General features: G+C 59.1%; 19 protein-coding genes. 11 read left to right on the plus strand and 8 right to left on the minus strand.

The genetic code is table 11. The annotated features are described in order from the left end of the window. From Q4Q11_RS23890 to Q4Q11_RS23905, 4 genes are all read right to left on the minus strand, one after another. Positions 1-619: substrate-binding domain-containing protein (locus tag Q4Q11_RS23890; RefSeq protein WP_498571030.1), on the minus strand; the 619-nt coding region annotated here is incomplete at its 3' end. 101 nt (positions 620-720) lie between these two features. Continuing rightward, complete coding sequence (locus Q4Q11_RS23895; RefSeq protein ID WP_112511961.1) at positions 721-1,773, minus strand: ABC transporter permease; 1,053 nt, start codon at positions 1,771-1,773, stop codon at positions 721-723. 22 nt (positions 1,774-1,795) lie between these two features. Next, complete coding sequence (locus tag Q4Q11_RS23900; RefSeq protein ID WP_498571031.1) at positions 1,796-3,346, minus strand: sugar ABC transporter ATP-binding protein; 1,551 nt, start codon at positions 3,344-3,346, stop codon at positions 1,796-1,798. Positions 3,347-3,366: 20 nt separating this feature from the next. Continuing rightward, positions 3,367-4,023, minus strand: a complete 657-nt coding sequence (locus Q4Q11_RS23905; RefSeq protein WP_112511965.1) for a DUF2291 domain-containing protein — start codon at positions 4,021-4,023, stop codon at positions 3,367-3,369. An 893-nt stretch (positions 4,024-4,916) separates the two neighbouring features. On the opposite strand from Q4Q11_RS23905, the gene Q4Q11_RS23910 reads away from it, so the two are divergent. From Q4Q11_RS23910 to Q4Q11_RS23945, 8 genes are all read left to right on the plus strand, one after another. After that, positions 4,917-6,467 (plus strand): FGGY-family carbohydrate kinase, encoded by a 1,551-nt coding sequence (locus Q4Q11_RS23910; protein ID WP_498571032.1) that lies wholly within the window; start codon positions 4,917-4,919, stop codon positions 6,465-6,467. Positions 6,468-6,644: 177 nt separating this feature from the next. Continuing rightward, entirely contained in the window at positions 6,645-8,156 is a 1,512-nt protein-coding gene (locus tag Q4Q11_RS23915) for a glycerol-3-phosphate dehydrogenase (RefSeq protein WP_112512120.1), read from the plus strand. 27 nt (positions 8,157-8,183) lie between these two features. Then, positions 8,184-9,116 (plus strand): sugar phosphate isomerase/epimerase family protein, encoded by a 933-nt coding sequence (locus Q4Q11_RS23920; RefSeq protein WP_498571033.1) that lies wholly within the window; start codon positions 8,184-8,186, stop codon positions 9,114-9,116. 116 nt (positions 9,117-9,232) lie between these two features. Next, positions 9,233-10,171, plus strand: coding sequence for a sugar-binding transcriptional regulator (locus Q4Q11_RS23925; protein ID WP_498571034.1), 939 nt, complete (start codon positions 9,233-9,235; stop codon positions 10,169-10,171). 120 nt (positions 10,172-10,291) lie between these two features. Further along, entirely contained in the window at positions 10,292-11,068 is a 777-nt protein-coding gene (locus Q4Q11_RS23930) for a DeoR/GlpR family DNA-binding transcription regulator (protein ID WP_498571035.1), read from the plus strand. Then, positions 11,065-11,835, plus strand: coding sequence for a triose-phosphate isomerase (locus tag Q4Q11_RS23935; RefSeq protein ID WP_498571036.1), 771 nt, complete (start codon positions 11,065-11,067; stop codon positions 11,833-11,835). Before Q4Q11_RS23930 ends, Q4Q11_RS23935 begins: the two co-directional genes overlap by 4 nt. Positions 11,836-11,847: 12 nt before the next feature. Further along, the gene (derI, locus tag Q4Q11_RS23940; protein WP_112511982.1) at positions 11,848-12,303 is read left to right on the plus strand and encodes a D-erythrulose-4-phosphate isomerase; all 456 of its coding nucleotides are present in this window, start codon (positions 11,848-11,850) and stop codon (positions 12,301-12,303) included. A 347-nt stretch (positions 12,304-12,650) separates the two neighbouring features. Next, a complete protein-coding gene (locus tag Q4Q11_RS23945) occupies positions 12,651-12,941 on the plus strand; it encodes a hypothetical protein (RefSeq protein ID WP_498571037.1) in 291 nt (96 codons plus the stop codon). Positions 12,942-13,162: 221 nt separating this feature from the next. Here the strand turns inward: Q4Q11_RS23945 and Q4Q11_RS23950 are convergent, their stop codons facing one another. Next, entirely contained in the window at positions 13,163-13,963 is an 801-nt protein-coding gene (locus Q4Q11_RS23950) for a bestrophin-like domain (RefSeq protein WP_112511984.1), read from the minus strand. Between the two features lie 689 nt (positions 13,964-14,652). After that, a complete protein-coding gene (locus tag Q4Q11_RS23955; protein WP_498571038.1) occupies positions 14,653-15,525 on the minus strand; it encodes a glycerophosphodiester phosphodiesterase family protein in 873 nt (290 codons plus the stop codon). 397 nt (positions 15,526-15,922) lie between these two features. Here Q4Q11_RS23955 and Q4Q11_RS23960 point away from each other — a divergent pair, with 397 nt between their 5' ends. Continuing rightward, positions 15,923-16,540: a hypothetical protein gene (locus Q4Q11_RS23960; RefSeq protein ID WP_498571039.1), complete on the plus strand. Its 618-nt coding sequence runs from the start codon at positions 15,923-15,925 to the stop codon at positions 16,538-16,540. A gap of 55 nt (positions 16,541-16,595) precedes the next feature. On the opposite strand, the gene Q4Q11_RS23965 is transcribed toward Q4Q11_RS23960, so the two are convergent. Beyond that, complete coding sequence (locus Q4Q11_RS23965; RefSeq protein ID WP_112511993.1) at positions 16,596-17,564, minus strand: DUF1402 family protein; 969 nt, start codon at positions 17,562-17,564, stop codon at positions 16,596-16,598. A 196-nt stretch (positions 17,565-17,760) separates the two neighbouring features. Between Q4Q11_RS23965 and Q4Q11_RS23970 the strand changes: the two genes are divergently transcribed. Next, complete coding sequence (locus Q4Q11_RS23970; RefSeq protein ID WP_498571040.1) at positions 17,761-18,102, plus strand: hypothetical protein; 342 nt, start codon at positions 17,761-17,763, stop codon at positions 18,100-18,102. On the opposite strand, the gene Q4Q11_RS23975 is transcribed toward Q4Q11_RS23970, so the two are convergent. Next, entirely contained in the window at positions 18,090-18,764 is a 675-nt protein-coding gene (locus Q4Q11_RS23975; protein ID WP_112511996.1) for a transglutaminase-like cysteine peptidase, read from the minus strand. The two genes, Q4Q11_RS23970 and Q4Q11_RS23975, sit on opposite strands and share 13 nt — an antisense overlap. 328 nt (positions 18,765-19,092) lie before the next feature. On the opposite strand from Q4Q11_RS23975, the gene Q4Q11_RS23980 reads away from it, so the two are divergent. After that, positions 19,093-19,918: glycoside hydrolase family 3 protein (locus Q4Q11_RS23980; protein WP_498571041.1), on the plus strand; the 826-nt coding region annotated here is incomplete at its 3' end.

Consider the following 19,918-nt stretch of genomic DNA (forward strand, 5'->3'; position numbering starts at 1 on the left):
GGGCCTGCAGGATCGACTGCATCTTGTTGTGACCCTGGGTGCGGTCCCAGTTGGCAACTTCCTTGGCAACCTTCTTCAGGTCGGGGTACTGGGTCAGAACGGTCTCATAGCCGTTCGAGCGGGTGGCCGCATTGTTGTCGGAGGGCGAGCCGAACAGTTCCGCATAATTGCCCTTGTCGCCGACAGCTTCGACCCACTGCTGCGCGCCGATTGCGGCACCCTGGGCGTTGTTGGAGACGAGCTGCGCCTTGGCAAGCCCTTCCTGGTTGATTTCAGCGTTGACGAGGAAAACCGGGATGCCGGCTGCAACCGCCTTCTTGACCGCGCCGACCGAGCCGTCGGCATTGGCCGGATCGAGGATGATGGCGACCGACTTGTTGGTAATCGCCGTGTCGATCAGGTTGCTTTCGGTGTTGGTATCGCCCTTGTGAGCGCCGACCGTTGCCGTGTAGCCGAGCTTTTCGGCCGTTGCCTTGGCGACATTGCCTTCCGTCAGCCAGTAGGGGTTGGACGGATCGTTGACGATGATCGTCATCTGACCGGCAGCCCAAGCTGCTCCCGTCAGAAGCGGTGCCACAGCAACTGCTGCCATGACGATGCGCAAACCTTTTTTGAACATTAGTCTCTCTCCCTTTTGATGAGCTCTGGTGATGCCGGCGAACCGGCGGTTCTTTCTCCGATCGGCTCCTTCACCGATCGGTGACAAGTTCAGGCATGGCGTCAGCCGGATTTTGTCCGACGCCCGTATTGGATGCTGTTCATAAGCACGGCGAGCACGATGACCGCACCGGTAAAGACCGTCTGCCAGTAGGCCGATACGCCGATGATGACGAGGCCGTCGGACAGGAAGCCGATGACGAAGGCGCCGAGCATGGTGCCGCGGGTCGTGCCGCGCCCACCCGTCAGCGCCGCACCGCCGATGACGACGGCGGCGATCGCCGTCAGCTCGTAGGTGGTGCCAGCGGTCGGGCCTGCCGAGGTGAGCTGAGAAGACAAAACCAGGCCGGCAATCGCGGCGCAAACGCCTGAGAGCACATAGACGATGATCTTGACGCGCTTGACCGGAACACCGGAAAGATCGGCTGCGCGCTCGTTGCCGCCCGAGGCATAGAGCCAGCGGCCGAAGGCGGTGCGGCTCAGAACCAGACCGCAGACGATCGCAAGTGCGGCAAGCACGATGACGCCGATCGGAATGCCGGCAAGGCGGTTGAACCCGAGCCAGTCGAAGCCGGTATTGCCGAGTTCGGGACGGCCGCCAAGGTTGTTATAGGTGAGGCCGTTGGTCATCAGCAGCGCGATACCGCGGGCGACATAGAGCACGCCGAGCGAGGCGACGAAGGCCGGAACGCGCAGGTAAGCAATCAATACGCCGTTGACAGCGCCGACGACGGCGCCAAGCGCGCAGGTCAGCACCACGACGGCCCAGACCGGCGGATATAGAATGACGCCGAAGCTCGATAGCGTGACGCCCTGCATCAGGAAGCCGGCAAAACAGCCGGCAAGGCCGAGCGTCGAGCCGACCGACAGGTCGATGCCGCCGTTGAGGATGACCAGCAGCATGCCGATGGCAAGGATGCCGAAGATGGCGACATGCGAGGCCATCGTCAGGAAATTGCTGAGCGAGAAGTAGTAGGGCGACAGGAAGGAGAAGACCGCGATGATGACGATCAGCGCGAAGAAGGCGCGCCCCTCCAGGATCAGCCGCACGAGACTGAAGTTTCGCCGCTGCCCGTTCGACGTGGATTTCTTTTCTGTGATGTTCGTGACTGACATAATCAGTGCTCCATGAATGCGGCTAGTGCGCGACCACTGCTTCGCCGGAGGCGGCCATGATCTTTTCTTTCGGGACGTCCGGACCGAATTCGGCAGAAATCCTGCCGCGGTGCATGACGATGATGCGATGGGCAATGCTCAGGCATTCGGCGACTTCCGACGTTGAATAGATCACCGCCAAGCCCTCCTTGGCGCGCTCGGCAAGCAGCTTGAAGACTTCCGCCTTCGCGCCGATATCGATGCCGCGGCTCGGCTCATCGAGCAGGATCACCCTCGGCTCGGTCGCCAGCATCTTGCCGATGACGACCTTCTGCTGGTTGCCGCCCGACAGCGAGCCGATCGCCGCTTCGCCGCCATCGGTCTTGATATGAACCTTGCGGATCGAACCGTTCACCAGCGCCCGCTCGCGGCCGCCCGATGTGAAAAGACCCCTGGTAAAGGCGCCGATACTGGCAAGCGACAGGTTCGAGCCGACGGTCATGGTCTGAACCAGGCCGTCGCGCTGTCGGTCTTCCGGGACCAGCACCAATCCTTGCGCGATGCGCCCGGCGATGGAAAGGCCGCCGATGTCGGTATTGCCGAGCAGAACGCGGCCACCGCTCGACCTCAAGCGGCCCGCCACGCATTCGAGCAGCTCGGTGCGGCCAGCCCCCATCAAGCCGTAGATGCAGACGATTTCGCCGGCGCGGACCGCAAGCGACATGCGGTCGACCGCATTATAGGCGGCGCCCGACGGGCCGGGTACGGTCAGATTGTCGATCGTCAAAGCGACGTCGCCAATCTTATGGCCGGTCGGCGGACTGCCGAGGTCGAAATTGTCACCGACCATGTTGCGCACGATCCATTCAAGATCGATGTCCTTGCGCTCGGCATAGGCCGTCATGTTGCCGTCGCGCAGCACGACGGCGTGATTGGTGATCTGCAGCGCCTCTTCGAGATGATGCGAGATATAGACGATCGAAACGCCGCGGTTCGTCAGGTCGCGGATGACCTTGAAGAGGACTTCGACTTCGCTGGCGCTTAGCGCCGATGTCGGCTCGTCCATGATCAGGATGCGCGAATTGACGGATAGTGCGCGGGCGATCTCGACGATCTGCTGCTGTCCGAGGCGAAGATCTTCGACCGGAGTGAGAGGATCGATATTTTCCTCCAGCTCCTCCATGAGCGCCTGGGTCTGGCGCTCTTCTTCGGCAAAGTCGACCACGCCGCCCTTCATGATTTCGCGGCCCATGAAGATATTGTCGCGGACGCTGAGATTAGGCGCCAGGCTCAATTCCTGGTGGATGATGGAAATACCGCAGGAGCGCGCATGGGCCGACGAGGCAAAGCTGATCGGGCTGCCATCGAGGATGATCTCGCCGGAGGATGGCTGAATGACGCCGGAGAGGATCTTCATCAGGGTCGACTTGCCGGCGCCGTTTTCGCCAAAGAGCGTCGTCACCTCACCGCGACGGATGTCGAAATTGACACCCTTCAGCGCATGGACACTGCCATAGGACTTTGCGACGTTGCGGGCGGCAAGAACGACTTCGCCCGTCATTGTCCCGTTGTGCCGGGTCCCATTCTGCCGCATCCCATTTTGCCGGATCTCGCTCATTTCACATCGACCTTTACCGGGGTGACGAGCCAGTTCTTCGGATTGATGAGCTTGAAGACGCCGACCACCGTTGCCGTCTTGCCCGTCAATTTTTCGGGGTCGAGGCTGCCTAGGGTCGCCTTCTTCATCTCGTTGTTGATGGCGGAACCGGCATCTTGATATTCGATCTGGTTGGTGAACTGGCCGAATTCAATTCTGCCGGTCGCATCGCGAAGATCGGTGCCATTGATCGCGGGGCCGGTTTGTATCCGAACGGTGATACCGTCCGGCATGCCGTCGATCTTGAACTCGTTGGTATTGGCCTTGCGTTCGCCGAACGTGCCGGTAAGCGAGACGGGGAGGACCGGGCCAGTGGTCGTCGCAACACCATATTTCTGGCCTGCGGCCTTCTTGTCGGCGAGGATTGCATTGGCAAGCGTCACTGCGTCAACCGCGCGCTTTTCCACATCGCTTTGCACCTTGGGGAACTCCTCGGCGCCGTAGCTGTCGGCTTGGAAGCCCTGCTCGTGCACATCGTGTTCTGAGCCGATCTTGACCACCTTGGTATCGGCGGCAATGGCGCCGATGACGATGACCGCCGCGGCGATGCCCGCCACGATCGTCAACTTCGAGCCGGTCGGCTTGGCGGTTGCATATTGTGTTTGCGTATTCATGTTCGAACGACCTTCGGCATGCTTGCCGGATTGCCTGATGGAGAAAGGAAGGACCGTGCCGTGGTTCCGGCTTAACGTAAGCCTAGCCCGCGCGCGCAGACCCGCAGCGGCTCCGCTCGGCGTCGGGTCATGCTGTCACCGGAAAGAAAATTCGACATCGGAGCCTCCTCTGCATGCGGACGACCGTCTCCTCCAGTCGCCCATCTCAGCATTATAATGGCCGCATCTATGCGATCATTGCGATATAAGTGTGTTAATAACGGCACTTTATATGTTATAAATGCGAGAGCATGTCAATCGCGATTTACCGAGCTTTCGCATTTGGCAACTCCCATCCAATATTGCGCTCCCTGCGACCGCCCATCTCCCGCAGCCATTTTGGCGAAACTCGGCTTGAATTTTTGCTGCAGACCCTATGGCGGTATCGCGCGCATGAAGGAATCTTTGTAAACACTTGAACTTCAACAGTAATAGATAGGTACACACGGCCGGGTTTCGGCTGCACTATTGATTCTGAGGGGTTGGCGGCGCTTGCTGTCGCGCTTTCCTACAGCGCTCTTCCGCAATTCCTCCCCATAGCGGCATAGCGTTTGTGGAACTTATTTTATATGAAAAAAATTACAACGCCAGAAAAATATTACTGTAATAGCGGTATCTTTGTGTTATAAACCGGCGTGCTGATCGATGGGTGTGGCCCGTCGGGTTTGGTTGCGTGGCTGGCGTCGGCGATGCGCGGACTTGTTCGCGATCTCAGTCTCGGCCCGAGTGCGATGGCGCCGATATGTGCGACTTGGCGTAGATTATGCCCTTGGCCGCGTTGGGAGGAATGAAAATGTTTGTGAGGGATGCCAAAGCCCCGGTCGTAGGGCGGCGGATGGTGGAGCTGGCGTGCAATGCCTAAAAGCGACGGGATCATCATCGGGATCGATGCGGGCACCTCCGTTCTCAAAGCGGTTGCCTTCGGATTATCCGGCAGGCAGATCGCCTCGGCATCTGCGCGTAACCGTTACGAGACCGGTGAAGACGGTTCGGTCACGCAGTCGCTTGGCCAGACATGGGCCGATTGTGTGAACGCATTGCGCGGCCTTGGTGAGAAGGTGGAAAATCTCGGCACCCGCACGGCTGCGATCGCAGTCACCGGTCAAGGCGACGGCACCTGGCTTGTCGGCTCCGGCAATGCGCCTGTCGGTGATGCCTGGCTCTGGCTCGACGCTCGTGCGGCATCGACGGTCACGCGTTTGAGTGCCATGGCAGTCAACCGCGCTCGCTTCGAGGCGACCGGCACCGGTCTCAACACCTGTCAGCAGGGCGCGCAGCTTGCCCACATGGATCGCTTCATGCCCGAGCTTCTTGATCGGGCCGAGACGGCGCTGCACTGCAAGGACTGGCTTTATCTGAACCTCACCGGCGTTCGCGCGACCGATCCGTCGGAGGCAAGCTTTACCTTCGGCAATTTCCGCAGTCGTCAATATGATCCGGTCGTGATCGATGCGCTCGGCCTTGGAAGTCGGCGCGCGCTTCTGCCTGAGATTATCGACGGCACGCAAATCAGCCATCCCTTGACGGCTGAGGCCGCCAGTGCCGCTGGCCTCATCGCCGGAACGCCGGTTTGTCTCGGTTATGTCGACATGGTCATGACGGCGCTTGGCGCCGGTGTCAGAACCGGCGGCCAGAACGCCGCCTGCTCGACGATCGGTTCGACAGGTGTGCACATGCGCGCCAAGGCCGTGCCGGACGTCCAGCTCAACGAGGAAGGGACGGGCTATGTCATTGCCTTGCCCATTCCCGGCATCGTCACGCAGGTCCAGACCAATATGGGCGCAACCATCAATATCGACTGGATCTTGAGGATTGCGGCCGATCTGATGTCCGCAGGCGGACGTGAGGTTTCCTATTCCGACCTTATCCCCCGCATCGACGCCTGGTTTGCCGAAGCACGGCCGACGAACCTTCTTTACCATCCCTATATTTCCGAGGCCGGAGAGCGCGGCCCCTTCGTCAATGCGCATGCGCGTGCCGGCTTTACCGGGCTTTCGACGCGGCATGGCTTTGCCGACATGCTGAGGGCGGTCATCGAAGGGCTCGGCATGGCAACACGCGATTGCTACGCGGCCATGGGCGACATGCCTTCGGAACTGCGCATCACCGGGGGGGCAGCCCGCTCGCGTGCGCTCAAGGGTTCGCTTTCTGCCGCCGTTAAGGCGCCGGTGCGCATTTCGGATCGCGAAGAGGCGGGAGCTGCCGGCGTTGCGATGATGGCGGCAGTCGCGATCGGTGCCTATCGCGATATGGATAGCTGCATTGCCGATTGGGTGACGCCGCTGCTTGGTGAGGCCGAGGCACCGGACCCGAAAAACGTCGAGCGTTATGACCGTTTGTTCGAAGCCTACAAGGACGTGCGGCAAGCGATTGCGCCTGCCTGGGACAAGTTGGCGGAGCGCTAAAGCATGTCGCGCAAAAGTGTGCAGCGGTTTTGCGACGACGACATGCGCAAAATCAGAGACCTAAAGCGCAGCGAGCGAATCTGAAAGATCGCGACGCGCTTTAGCCGATATCGTGCTGGCGCATGCCGGCCTTGAAAATTGATTTGATGATGCCCCAGGCATCAAATGGAGCATAACATGATGGAACCGGAAATTTTTGATCTTTTCGTGATTGGCGGAGGCATCAACGGTGCCGGTATTGCCCGCGATGCGGCAGGTCGCGGCCTTTCGGTTGTCATGTGCGAGAAGGGCGATCTGGCCGAAGGAACGTCTTCGCGCTCCGGCAAGCTCGTGCATGGCGGCCTGCGCTATCTTGAATATTATGAATTCCGCCTGGTGCGCGAAGCCCTGATCGAACGCGAAGTGCTCTTGAATTCGGCAAGCCATATCATCTGGCCGATGCGTTTCGTGCTGCCTCATAGCCCGACGGATCGTCCCGCCTGGCTCGTGCGTCTCGGCCTGTTCCTCTACGATCATCTCGGCGGACGCAAGAAGCTGCCGGGCACCCGTTCGCTCGATTTGCACCGCGATCCGGAAGGGGCGCCGATCCTCGACCAATATTCCAAGGGGTTCGAATATTCCGACTGCTGGGTCGATGATGCCCGGCTCGTCGTCTTGAATGCTCTCGATGCCTCTGCCAAGGGGGCACGGATCCTGACACGCACGGCCTGCGTCAGCGCCCGGCGCGATCAAGGCAACTGGATCGTCCAGATGCGCAACGAGCGCTCCGGTGAGGTTCGGACCATACGCGCCCGTGTGCTGGTGAATGCCGCCGGCCCCTGGGTCAATGACATTATCGGCCGTGTCGTCGGCTCGAACAGTCAGCGCAGCGTCCGGCTCGTCAAGGGCAGCCACATCATCGTCCCGAAATTCTGGGCCGGTCAGCAGGCCTATCTTGTCCAGAACCACGACAAGCGCGTGATCTTCATCAACCCTTACGAGGGCGACAAGGCCTTGATCGGCACGACCGACATTCCCTACGAAGGCAAGCCGGAAGAGGTGAAGGCCGACGAGAAGGAAATCGACTATCTGATCACGGCCGTCAACCGCTACTTCAAGGAGAAGCTGCGCCGCTCAGATGTGCTCGAAAGCTTCTCGGGCGTGCGCCCGCTGTTCGATGACGGCAAGGGCAATCCTTCGGCAGTGACGCGCGACTATGTCTTCGATCTTGATGAGACCGGCGGCGCGCCGCTCTTGAGCGTCTTCGGCGGCAAGATCACGACCTTCCGCAAGCTCTCGGAGCACGCCATGCAGAAGCTTGCGAAATTCTTTCCGAAGATGGGCGGAGACTGGACGCGAGGTGCTGTTTTGCCGGGCGGCGAAATTCCGAATGCCGATTATGTCGCCTTTACCGATACGCTGCGTGCCGCCTATCCCTGGATGCCGCGTGCACTCGTCAATCACTATGGTCATCTCTACGGCGCCCGCACCAGGCAGATCGTCGGCAATGCGACTTGCCTTGCGGAACTCGGCCGCCATTTCGGCGGCAATCTTTATGAAGCCGAGGTTCGCTATCTCGTGGCTTTTGAATGGGCGCAGGCGGCCGAAGACGTGCTGATGCGCCGCACCAAGGAAGGCCTGCACATGACGGCCGAGGAAAAGGCTACCTTCTCTGCCTGGTTTGACGCCGAGCTGGCGCTTGCCGCCTGAACCAACGGACCTTGCCGGGAGACCCAAATGCCTTTGACGCTTTCACTCAACACCAATCCGCTGGTGAACCGTTTTGCCGAGCCTTCCGATCTGATCGAAACGGTGGCACGCGACCTGCGCATCCGCGATCTGCAGCTCACCCACGAATTCATCAATCCGAGCTGGCAGGCGCCCACCATCCGCCGGCTGACGCGCGACATGCAGGCGGCAATGAAGCGAACGGGCGTGCGCGTCACGTCAGGCATGACCGGCCCCTATGGGCGTCTCAACCATTTCGGCCATCCCGACAAGGACGTCCGCCGCTATTACATCGACTGGTTCAAGACCTTTGCCGATATCACCGCCGACCTAGGCGGCCATTCCGTCGGAACACAGTTCGCGATCTTCACCTACAGGGATTATGACGATCCGACCCGGCGCGAGGAACTGATAAAGATTGCGATCGATTGCTGGGGCGAGGTGGCCGAGCACGCTTGCGCTGCCGGTCTTTCCTACATCTTCTGGGAGCCGATGAGCATCGGCCGCGAATTCGGCGAGACGATTGCGGCCTGCCTTTCTTTGCAGGACAGACTGACGAAGACGCCATTTGCCATACCGATGTGGATGATGGCCGACATCGATCACGGTGACGTCACCTCGTCCAATCCCGACGATTATGATCCTTATGCCTGGGCGCGTGCGGTCCCGAACGTTTCGCCGATCATCCACATCAAGCAGAGTCTGATGGACAAGGGCGGCCATCGCCCCTTCACGGCAGAATTCAATGCCAAGGGCCGCATCCAGCCGGAACCCTTGCTCAAGGCATTTGCCGAAGGCGGCGCCAAGGACAATGAGATCTGCCTGGAACTCTCGTTCAAGGAGCGCGAGCCGAACGATCGCCAGGTTGTCTCGCAGATTGCCGAAAGTATAGCCTTCTGGGCGCCCCATATCGACACGGGCGTCAGCGACTTGCATATCTAGCGGCTGTGTGCATTCCGCAAATGCCTCGTCTTCGACGAAAGATGAGCGAAGCGGGACGATATGACCGGGCAAAACAGGCGAGGGACCATGCGTGACGAAATGAAAGGGAGCCGCTGATGACGGATGCGGATGATTCGCTCGCCGTGAGAGCGGCATGGTTGCACTATGCCGGCGGATTGACGCAGTCCGAAGTGGCAAAGCGTCTCGGCGTCCCCTCGGTAAAGGCGCATCGGCTGATCGCGCGCGCCGTCGCCGAGGGCGTCGTTAAAGTGACGATCGATGGCGATATCGTCGAATGCGTCGAGCTCGAAACGCAGCTTGCGACCCGCTTCGGCCTGCAATATTGCGAAGTGGCACCCGATCTTGGCGAGGAAGGCTTCGAATTCCGGGCGCTCGGGCAGGCGGGAGCCGGCTTTCTGCGGCGCGAGATCGAGAGCGGCAACAACAAGGTCATCGGCCTCGGCCACGGGCGAACGCTCTCTTCCGCCGTCCATCATCTGTCGCGCGTCAGCGCCAAGGATTTGCGCTTCGTCTCGCTGCTGGGTGGCCTGACGAGAAACTATGCGGCCAACCCCTATGACGTGATGCACCGCATCGCCGAAAAGACCGGCATGCAGTCGCATGTCATGCCGGTGCCCTTCTTCGCCAACACCCGCGAAGACCGCGACGTGCTGCTTGCCCAGCGCGGCGTCAAGGAGGTGTTCGATCTTGCAAATGGCGCCGACCTCAAGCTCGTCGGTCTCGGCACGGTCGATACCGATGCGCAGCTTGTCTTGTCGGGCATGGTCGAGCCGAAGGAGATCAAGGAGATCACGGCGGCAGGCGGTGTCGGCGAAATTCTCGGCCATTTCTTCGATGCAGATGGCAATATTCTCGAGACGACGCTGACATCACGCACATTGTCCGCCTCTCTGCCACGCACCAAGGGCGAGCGGCTGGTGGCGCTTTCCGGCGGATTGCCGAAGGTCGAAGCCATTCGTGCCGTTCTCAACAGCCGCTGTCTTTACGGGCTGATCACGGACGAGAAGACGGCGCAGGCCCTTTTGAGGGACTAGCCAGTGCCGTCGGCGAAAAACATGCAGACATATCAATGTAACAACGAAAATGTTGAATTGTGAGATTTTGTTGTTATATTTCTTTCGGGTTCCATTTCAGGCCAACGGCCGAGGTGCAAGGTGAGACGGGAAGAGCGCCAGCAGTCGATCATCAATCTGCTTGTCGAGCATAAGACCGTCGATCTCGATGATCTGGCCGATCGGTTCGCCGTGTCGAAGATGACGATCCATCGCGATCTCGATGATCTCGAGCAGGCCGGCGTGCTGCGCAAGGTTCGCGGCGGTGCGACGATCGATGCCGGCACGCAGTTCGAAAGCGATTTTCGTTTCCGCGAGCGTCAGGACCACGACGAAAAGCTTGCCATGGCCCGCTGCGCCTTGGAGTTGATCGAGCCTGGCATGACCGTCATGATCAATGACGGTTCGATGGCAGCCGTTCTCGGTGAAATGCTGCTGCGGAAGAAGCCGCTGACGCTGATTACCAACAATGCCGCGATCATCGAGCGGATGAAGAACGAAAGCGGCATCACGCTGATTGCGCTTGGCGGCATTTATTCGGCCAAGTTCAATGCCTTTTTAGGCGTCGTAACCGAGGAAGCCTTGTCGCGGCTCAGGGCCGATATCGCCTTTCTGTCGACGCCGGCCGTCTCCGGCAAGCTCGCCTACCACATGGACGATAACGTCGTACGCACCAAGCGGGCGATGATTGCCTCGGCCTCCAGGGCCTGCCTGCTCGTCAATCACAGTCGCATTGGACATACGGCTCTGCATGTGATGGCCGAGCTTGCCGAGTTCGACGCCGTGATCACCGATCAGGCACCCGATGCCGCCATCGTCGAACAATTCCGCCGGGACGGCATCGCCCTTACCATCGCCTCGAACCAGGATAAGACATGACAGAGAAACCTCGCTATTGGATCGGCACGAGCTGGAAGATGAACAAGACGTTTGCCGAGGCGCGCGCCTTTGCCGAGGCCCTGCGTTCAGCCGACGCCTTGCGCGATGCGCGCATCCAGCGTTTCATCATCCCGCCGTTTACCGCGGTGCGCGAAGTCAAGTCGATCCTGTCGCAAAGCTCCGTCAAGGTAGGCGCCCAGAACATGCATTGGGCAGACCAGGGCGCGTGGACGGGCGAAATTTCGCCGCTGATGCTCAAGGATTGCAATCTCGATATCGTCGAGCTTGGCCATTCCGAACGTCGCGAGCATTTCGGCGAGACCAACGAGACAGTGGGTTTGAAGACCGAAGCGGCCGTTCGCAATGGCTTGATTCCGCTCATCTGCATTGGCGAAACATTGGCTGATCGCGAAAGTGGCCGCGCAACCGAGATCCTGAGCGAGCAGGTTATCGGAGCTCTATCGAAGCTCTCGCATGCCCAAAAGCAGGCCGAAATCCTGCTCGCCTATGAGCCGGTCTGGGCAATCGGCGAAAAGGGAATCCCGGCCGAGCCCTCCTATGCCGATGCGCGCCAGGCCGAGATCATAGCGGTCGCGCAAAAGGCGCTCGGCCGAAAGATCCCGTGCCTCTACGGAGGATCGGTCAATCCGCAAAATTGTGAGGAACTCATATCCTGCCCGAACATAGACGGGCTTTTCATCGGGCGCTCCGCCTGGAACGTCGAAGGCTATCTCGACATCCTGGCCAAGTGCGCCGCCAAACTCTGAAGGAGACATGCCATGAAACTTGCTATTGCTGGAGACAGCGCCGGCGAAGGCCTCGCCAAGGTTCTCGCAGACCATCTGAAGGACCGTTTCGACGTGAGCGAAGTGTCGCGCACTGAAGAAGGTGCAGATCCGTTCTACGCCAATCTTGCCGATCGCGTCGCTTCCGGCGTCATCGACGGCACCTATGACAAGGCGATCCTTGTCTGCGGCACCGGCATCGGCGTCTGCATCTCGGCCAATAAGGTGCCGGGCATTCGCGCGGCCCTGACCCATGACACCTATTCGGCGGAGCGCGCAGCTCTTTCCAACAATGCCCAGATCATCACCATGGGCGCGCGCGTCATCGGCACCGAACTTGCCAAGGCGATTGCCGATACATTTCTGGCGCAGACCTTCGACGAAAACGGCCGTTCGGCCGGCAACGTCAAGGCGATCAACGAGGTCGATGCCAAGTACAACGCGCGTTAATACCTGTCTCCCAAGACATCGGAAAGCCCGGCCGTTCTTGCCGATTGGCCGGGCTTTTCTATGTCGGACGTTGGACTGCGTGGCCCCGTTATCTAGGTTTGGACAAGATCCACTTCCCTCCACACGATAGACGTTTATGCCCCCCGAATAGACCGATCATCAGATCGCCGTCATAGAGCGAGAACGGGACTTCGACATAGTGATCCCGATGGGAGGCAAAACCGGAGAAAGTTCGTCCTTGTCGACAAGCTCTTCCATGTACCAGCTCTCATAGAGCGGAGGGCCAGACGGCAAGGACGCTCGTTTATGCGCGGCTGCAATCGCCACCGAGCCAGCAGGTGGCGATATTGGCCCGGTTCGAGAAGGCCAAGCACCGGCTGTGGATGGTGAACCGGCCCGCAGCGATGCCCGTGAACCCGCAGGGCTATGGCCCGTTGCTGTTGTTCGACCTCTATTCCGATGACGGTCACGGGACATGCCGGAATCTGAGCAAGGGCCATAGCATGGAAATGGCCTTCGACGTGAAGGCCAGCCTGCCGCCTACGGTGACGGCGGATGGCGAGATCGATGCAGAGGTGGCGCGGGGTGCGTTCATCGCCGCCCTGCAGGAAGGCAATATCTATATTTTCCCGGAATAGAGAAGGCCACCTGTCGTCTAGGCCGTAAGCCCCGTAACCGAGCTCGCTGGCGTGCGCATCCTGCTTTCCTCCGGTGTCGATCCGTTCATGACAAACTCATGATAGCAAACAGCTCCTTCCTTCATGTCAGCAATTGAGCACAAGGTGAAGCGACTGCGGGTGTTGCTCCAGGAAGGTCTTCGCAGGAGCGCTGCGATCCCGATATGTGCAAGACTGCGTTTCTAGTTGCGCTGCATGTCGGTCAGCGCATGTCGCATCGATGTGCTCGAAATGCCGAAAAAGCCGCCATAGGGAAGGTCAAGATCCAGGATGACGAACATGACGCTCGCGACGGAGATGACGGCCACGAGGACAATTGCGCCGGCGAGTGGATTCTTGGGAGCCTGGAGCCCGAAACTCAAAAATACCAGCATAAGCCAGAAGATGAGAACGCCGAGAAATGGTGCAGAAAGCGAGCCATGCGCATCTTCGATGACGGTCCATCGCGCGACCATGACATTGCTGAAAAGCTGGTGGCAGCGGGTTACAAGCGCCTGATGCAAAGGATCGGTGGGCGCTAGACGGTCAATGCCTAATCCGACATTATTCAATATCGATCCAAGAGCCGGCGCCTCGCCGGTCAAAGGCAGGGCCGAGATGTCGGGATATTTCTCGCCCTGCGGGGGCGGTTCATCGGGCCAGGTGCTGGCAACGACTGCAGCGGTGTAGCTGCGCAAAAGCTGCCTTTCACTGTCGAGGGCGGAGCCGTAATTTTTTAGACAGCCGTCCATCTCTGCTAGACTAGCAGCATAACGATTGCGATCGTGGGAGGCGGCCGTGAAGGCATTGAGTTCCGACGCCAGCAACAAGCTCATGACAAGAGCGGCAAAGGTCACGAGCAGCGCAGTTACCACGCGAAGAAAGTCTATTGTTTCGTTACCGCGATGCGGCGCAGGCAGTCTGGCGCGCAATATCGAGCCGACGAAAGCGCTTAGGACAAGAAGAACAAGCAAGGCCAGCGACCAGATAGCCTCTCGTTGCATCGAACATGCTCCAACTGCATCTGATCGTTGAATATGTGACGTTCCAGCATACGCGAATATATCTCAATGTCGAACGGCGCAGACGCGGCGCATTGTTTTTGCTTCACTTCGCGCGCGTTCGAAGTACGCCCCGCGATCGCACGAACCGCGGTCAGCGCCGGGATCGCACGTCCTGACTCGAGGTCGAATTCGCTTTGGGTACTTGACCGCTGACTTGGTGAGCCCTCGATCGAGAGAACTCACCGGCATGAGCTTGCGACGGCTTGCTGAGATCAGGCTTATTCGGAAGCCGATTTGGAAAGATGTGACGCTCTAGGATCTTGGCTGCTGCAGAGGCACCAAGGCCGCAAAAGCCCTTCTGTCCTGATCTGGAAAACTTTCGAAACCTTGGATTGCGCTCTCGGCAATTTCTATATCGGCCAATATTGATGATTTTGTAATCTTTTCGTACCGATCATAATCGGCTTTGTGCCGCTTGATTTGCATGCTGTAAACGTGATTTGCGAAATCTTGTATACCAATTGGGAATTTTTGAAGGATTATCTTCTGCTTGCCATTAGATGCGTCACAAGCTCCCTTCGCAGCATCTTTGGCAGATGTAAACGACATCACCGGAAAAGCAAAAAACCTGCATGTCAGACAACTTCGGACGAATCTTCCTAATTGCCTGACGCATCTTCTTCCCACCCCTATCTCCCTGACCTTGCCGCAAGCCACTGCTTGAATTCGATATTCGTGTCGGTCTGGATGGCGCCGACGCCGGCAGCCACAAGCGCGCCCCAGACGCCTTCGGGATCCTTCAGCGCCCGGCTGTCGTTGAAGTCGAGATTGAAGGAAACGTCGAGCGTATTGATCCAGAGCCGAATATCTTGCCGTTCCAGTTCCTCGCGTCCTGCGGCAAGATCGGCGATGTCGCTAAACTTCACCTCGATCATCGGTGCCTTCAGCGGTTCGATCATACGCAGGTCGTCGGCGAACTTTCCCGGCCGGGCCGGAAACATCGGCATATGGGGGATGGCGCCGAACCAATCGGCATCAAGGACGGGGAAGCTGCCGCTCTGAGGATCGATATCCGATTTGATGATGACGTGATCCTCGGCTCTCAGCCTCCGCACTGCCGAGATGACAAGCGGCAATTCACGCGGAAATTTCGTGTCGATATTGACGAAGACGCGGCCGCGCGCCTCTTCCAAAGCCTCTTCGAGCGTCGGTACGCGCTCATCTGTCACTGTGGCCGTCTCGCCGCCGGCGCCGGCACGCAGCCGCGCATCTCGGACCGTGGCGAAGCTCGTCGAACCGACGATGCCCTTGGCGGATGTGGTGCGGTCGAGCGTCTTGTCGTGAATGACGACGAGATGGCCGTCGCCGGTCGTTTGCGTGTCGATTTCTACGAATTCGACGCCAAGCTCGGCGGCCGCGCGGATCGCCGCCAGCGAATTTTCCGGCGCAGCCGACCAGAGACCGCGATGGGCGATTGTCAGGATGTCCGGATTGGAACGTGATAAAAGATCGTAGATGTCGGCAATGCGGGGCGAGCGCGAGGCGGCTGTCTGGCTGTGCATGGAGGAATTGCTTTCGTGAAATATCGGTCTTGCAGGCGGAATGGACGGCTTGATATCCGGGGTGGAATGCAGGCGCCAATGGCGGCAGCCAAACGACGTCTTTCGACCTCGCTGGCCTGCAAAGCTATTAGTACACATAGGATGTACTATTTGTGACGGGCGAGCATGTCGCCTCGATTGCATATGGGCAAATGGGCGGCCAAGGCAAATCCTTTGCAGTTTCGCCGCTTCCTGTAATGCTCCAACTTCGCAAGCACCTGTCTCGACGCGCGATGCGGCCCGTAGTATGAGTTCCGGCTCTGGTGTGAGGCGAGGGGTAGTTCCGCCGTCGTCAACGCTTTAACGGGTCGTCATAAGACATTGTCAATTAACAACTTTATTCTGCTGGACAACCGTATTGACGCGTAAGACTGCTGTTATCGTTGGCAATGGAAGGCTCGAGCGCGACCTCTCAAGGATCGTGGACGAAGCCCAATTCGTCATGCGTTTCAATGAGCCGAACCTTGCCAGCGGCATGAGCGGCACGCGCACCGATATGATCATGATGGCCGCATCGAGCAAGATCCTGTACCGGCGGCTGATCCAGCCCAGCTTTTTCGACAATGCCGCGCTCAAGGCTGCAAAGGTGCTGATGCTTGCATATCATCCGAACATCATCCGCAAGTATCATCCCAAGCCCAACATCTTCCAGCGCCTGCAGGGCAGGAGGGCCGATTGGACGATGCAGGCAATCGACCTGATGGGCAGGGCCGGCAAAGAGATCCGCATCATGCCGCCGCAGTCCTATCTCGACGGCTGCGCCGAGCTCGGCATCGTCGGAGGCCAGATGCGCAAGCTGTTCCCAAGCACGGGTTTTCTCGGCATCCGCTATGTGCTTGCAAACTTTCCCGCATCCGAATGGGACGTTGCCTTATGCGGCTTCAGTTGGGAAGGGTGGAAGCGGCACGACTGGCTGAACGAACGTGTCTGGGTCGAAAACAAGATCGCTAACGACCGCGTCAGCCTGCTCGTCTGAACCAGCCGACATTATCGGCTTTGCATGCATTATCGGCTTTGCACGCCCCGCCCAATTACTGTTCTCCGAGCAACCCGCGCAATTCGCTCAGCCGGTCGTTCACCAGCCAGCCGTAGTAGTTTTCCTCCGGTAGCTTCTTGCCGCCTGCAGCATCCGCAGCGCGCCTGAGGGCGAGCGCGCGACGCCGCGGCTGCCCCAGATTATAAAGCGTCGCCGTCAAGCCTGGATTGTCGGTGATGTCGAACCCCTGGGCGCGATAGGCTTCGATCGCATCCTTGACGATCGCGGCGATGTAAATCACGCTGCGTTCGGGATCCATAATATCGCGATAGATTGCCTGCGGATCGTCAACCGATAGTTTTGGCAGGCCGCTGGTGGCATGAACGAGATCGGTGACTTCGAGCGCGGTCAGCGGGCTGATCTGACCAAGGCCGAACGTTTGTCCCGCAAAGAAGGGTTGGAAGAAGGCCCGCTGGAACGTCATGTTTTCATAGGTGACGCCGTCGATGACCTTGCCGCGAAAATTCGTGTCCCAGGTCTCATCACGACATTCCCAAAGCTCGGCGCTGCCCTTGAAGGCGTCGCAATGGGCAAATTCCGGCTTCTTCAGGAAGGTCTGGACGGTGACGTCCTTATAGCTGAACTTGAAGTCGGATTGCGAATAGGCGAGCGCCTTGACGTAGTAGGATTTCACCCTGTTGACGATCGTGATGTTGTAGGTGTGCTCGCCGACGAGGGCGCCAACAATGTGGATCGGATCGATCTGATAGGTTTGTGCGGCCTTCCTGATCGAAGCCACCAGATCCCTGTCCTCGCGAAGGACACTGACGATCTTCTGGTATTTTTCCTCGTACGTCGTGTTGAAAGCCTTTGCCCGCAGCACCGAAGTATTGGGTATCGCAGGCTGTGCCGTGTTGCGGTTGCCCGGTGGCACACGCACGAGCTCGTGAGCAAAGCTTGCATTCGTCAATGCAAGGATAACAAGCAGACCGAGTGCCGGAATTCCAGACAGGCGTGTTCGCATTCGCAAATTAACTTTCCAAAATAGTCCCCGGCACGGGGACGATCTTCATACGCGATCGGCGCTCCGAAGCAAGGGCACTGGCTTCTTCTGTCCCGCGAATCACAATAAACTTTGTGAAAAAGCAACTTCCGACTGCACGCGGGCATAGCGGTACGGCTGCGGCGTGCTTCGGATCCATTGCCTTGATTTTAAGAGGATGCCGGTGAAACATCTCGTGATGTCAGGAAGTATCCTGCTTGCAGCCGCACCGGGCCAAGCATTGCCGACGATCGCCGATGTGCCGGAGCTTGCGAAAGCCGCCGTGGCGCGGCGGATAGACGTGCCGCCCTCCGCCATCCATATTCTCAGCGCCAAACCCAGCGAGCGAACGCCGGGCTTCGTGGTCTGCGGCCGGATTGATGCTGCATCGGATCAGGACGAAGGCAATGCGCAAGCCGGTCAGCGCTTTTTCGTGATCATACCCGGGAATTTCGCCGTTCTCGACCAGGACGGCAAGGCGCTCGTCGATACCTACTGGTCTTCCAATCACTGCGAGTGAGAGGCAAGCGCCTTGCTGATCATGGCAAGCTCTTCGGGAGTGCGTCCGGATTCGAGCCGAACCCAATCGTTCGGATTGTCGGCCGACTGGCGCTTGATGAAGGTATAGCCCGTTCCGTCCCAGGTTTTGATCGTATCCGTCAGATTGTCCAGGATCAGGTCGCCATCGTTCGTGCGCGCCATCAGGACGAGATGCCCTTCATTGTGCGTATCGAGGACGACGGTCAGCAGCAGGGCCGAAGGCGACCAACCGGCTTCCACAAGCAGTTTCTTCTTTAAAAGGACATAGTCGTTGCAGTTGCCGGCGCCGTCGTCGGGGTATGTCCACCAGTTGATGATGCCGAGCTTGTAGATGCCGTAGTGGTCATTGTCGCCAATGCCCTCGATCTCGTGATTGACGAGGCCGTTGATCTCTTGCAGTTGCGTCCAGCCGGCGCGATTGAGCGTAATGACGTCATCGCCTTTCCGGCCGGCTGCGCATTCGGCGGGCTGAGCCTTGCAGAAGCTGGTCCAGCCGACCGGCACGCTTGCCTCCGTGACGACGCGGGCAAACCGCTGCGGCGCCGCGGCCGCGGTATTTGCGACCGGCTTTGCGGTTGTGGCCGTCGAAAAGAACAGGCCGGCAACGAAGAGAAAGCTTGCAGCAACTAGGAATGAACGCATACTCGGCTCCGTGAGTTGCGTTCATGAAATCCGAGGCGGTCAAATTTATTCGGAAAAAGTTCATTCGCATTTTATCGAATCGGCGCTTTTCGCCGGTGCTGCAATGGTCGCCCTGCATCCAGTCCCTGATTTTTGTGATTTCCGATCGGTTACGAAGCTCGTTTCGCGACGCGGACGACCTGGCATTCTGAAAAAAAGATGTGCAATTTCATCGACATATTGCATCAGCGGAAGAACATCTGGCGTGTTTATGATTTGTTTGTCTTAAATGCGAATCTCCGTCCCACAAGGAGCGCAGGAAGAGCCAGGAAATTGCCCGGGAGGCTTTATGATCGACGATATTCTCGACCGGATGACGCTTGAAGAGCAGGTTTCGCTGCTTTCCGGCGCCGACTTCTGGACCACCGTACCCGTCGAGCGGCTTGGCATTCCAAAGATCAAGGTCACCGATGGGCCGAACGGAGCCCGCGGCGCCGGCTCGCTGGTTGCCGGTGTTAATGCTGCCTGTTTTCCTGTCGCGATCGTGCTCGGCGCAACATGGTGCCCCGCCCTTGTCGAACGCATGGGCGTGGCGCTTGCCGGCCAGGCCAAGAGCAAGGGTGCCTCGGTGCTTTTGGCGCCGACGGTCAATATTCACCGCTCGGGTCTGAATGGCCGCAACTTCGAATGCTATTCGGAGGATCCGCTGCTGACCGCCGAGCTTGCCGTCGCCTATATCCAAGGTGTGCAGAGCCAGGGCATTGCCGCTACGATCAAGCATTTCGCTGGCAATGAATCCGAGATCGAGCGCCAGACGATGTCGTCGGATATCGGCCAGCGTGCCCTTCGGGAAATCTATCTGGCGCCATTCGAGCAGGCCGTGAAGAGGGCGGGCGTCATGGCCGTCATGTCTTCCTACAACCGGTTGAATGGCACCTATACAAGCGAGCATCCATGGCTGTTGACCAAAGTTCTGCGAGGGGAGTGGGGTTTCGACGGCGTCGTCATGTCCGACTGGTTCGGTTCGCATTCGACAGCGGCGACGGTCAATGCCGGGCTCGATCTGGAAATGCCCGGCCCGACGCGCGACCGTGGCGAGAAGCTCGTGGCAGCGGTGCGCAACGGCGAGGTCAAGCCGGAGACGGTGCGCCAAGCCGCGCGCCGCATCCTGACCC

This window comes from Rhizobium sp. UFLA01-1127 (assembly GCF_059803845.1).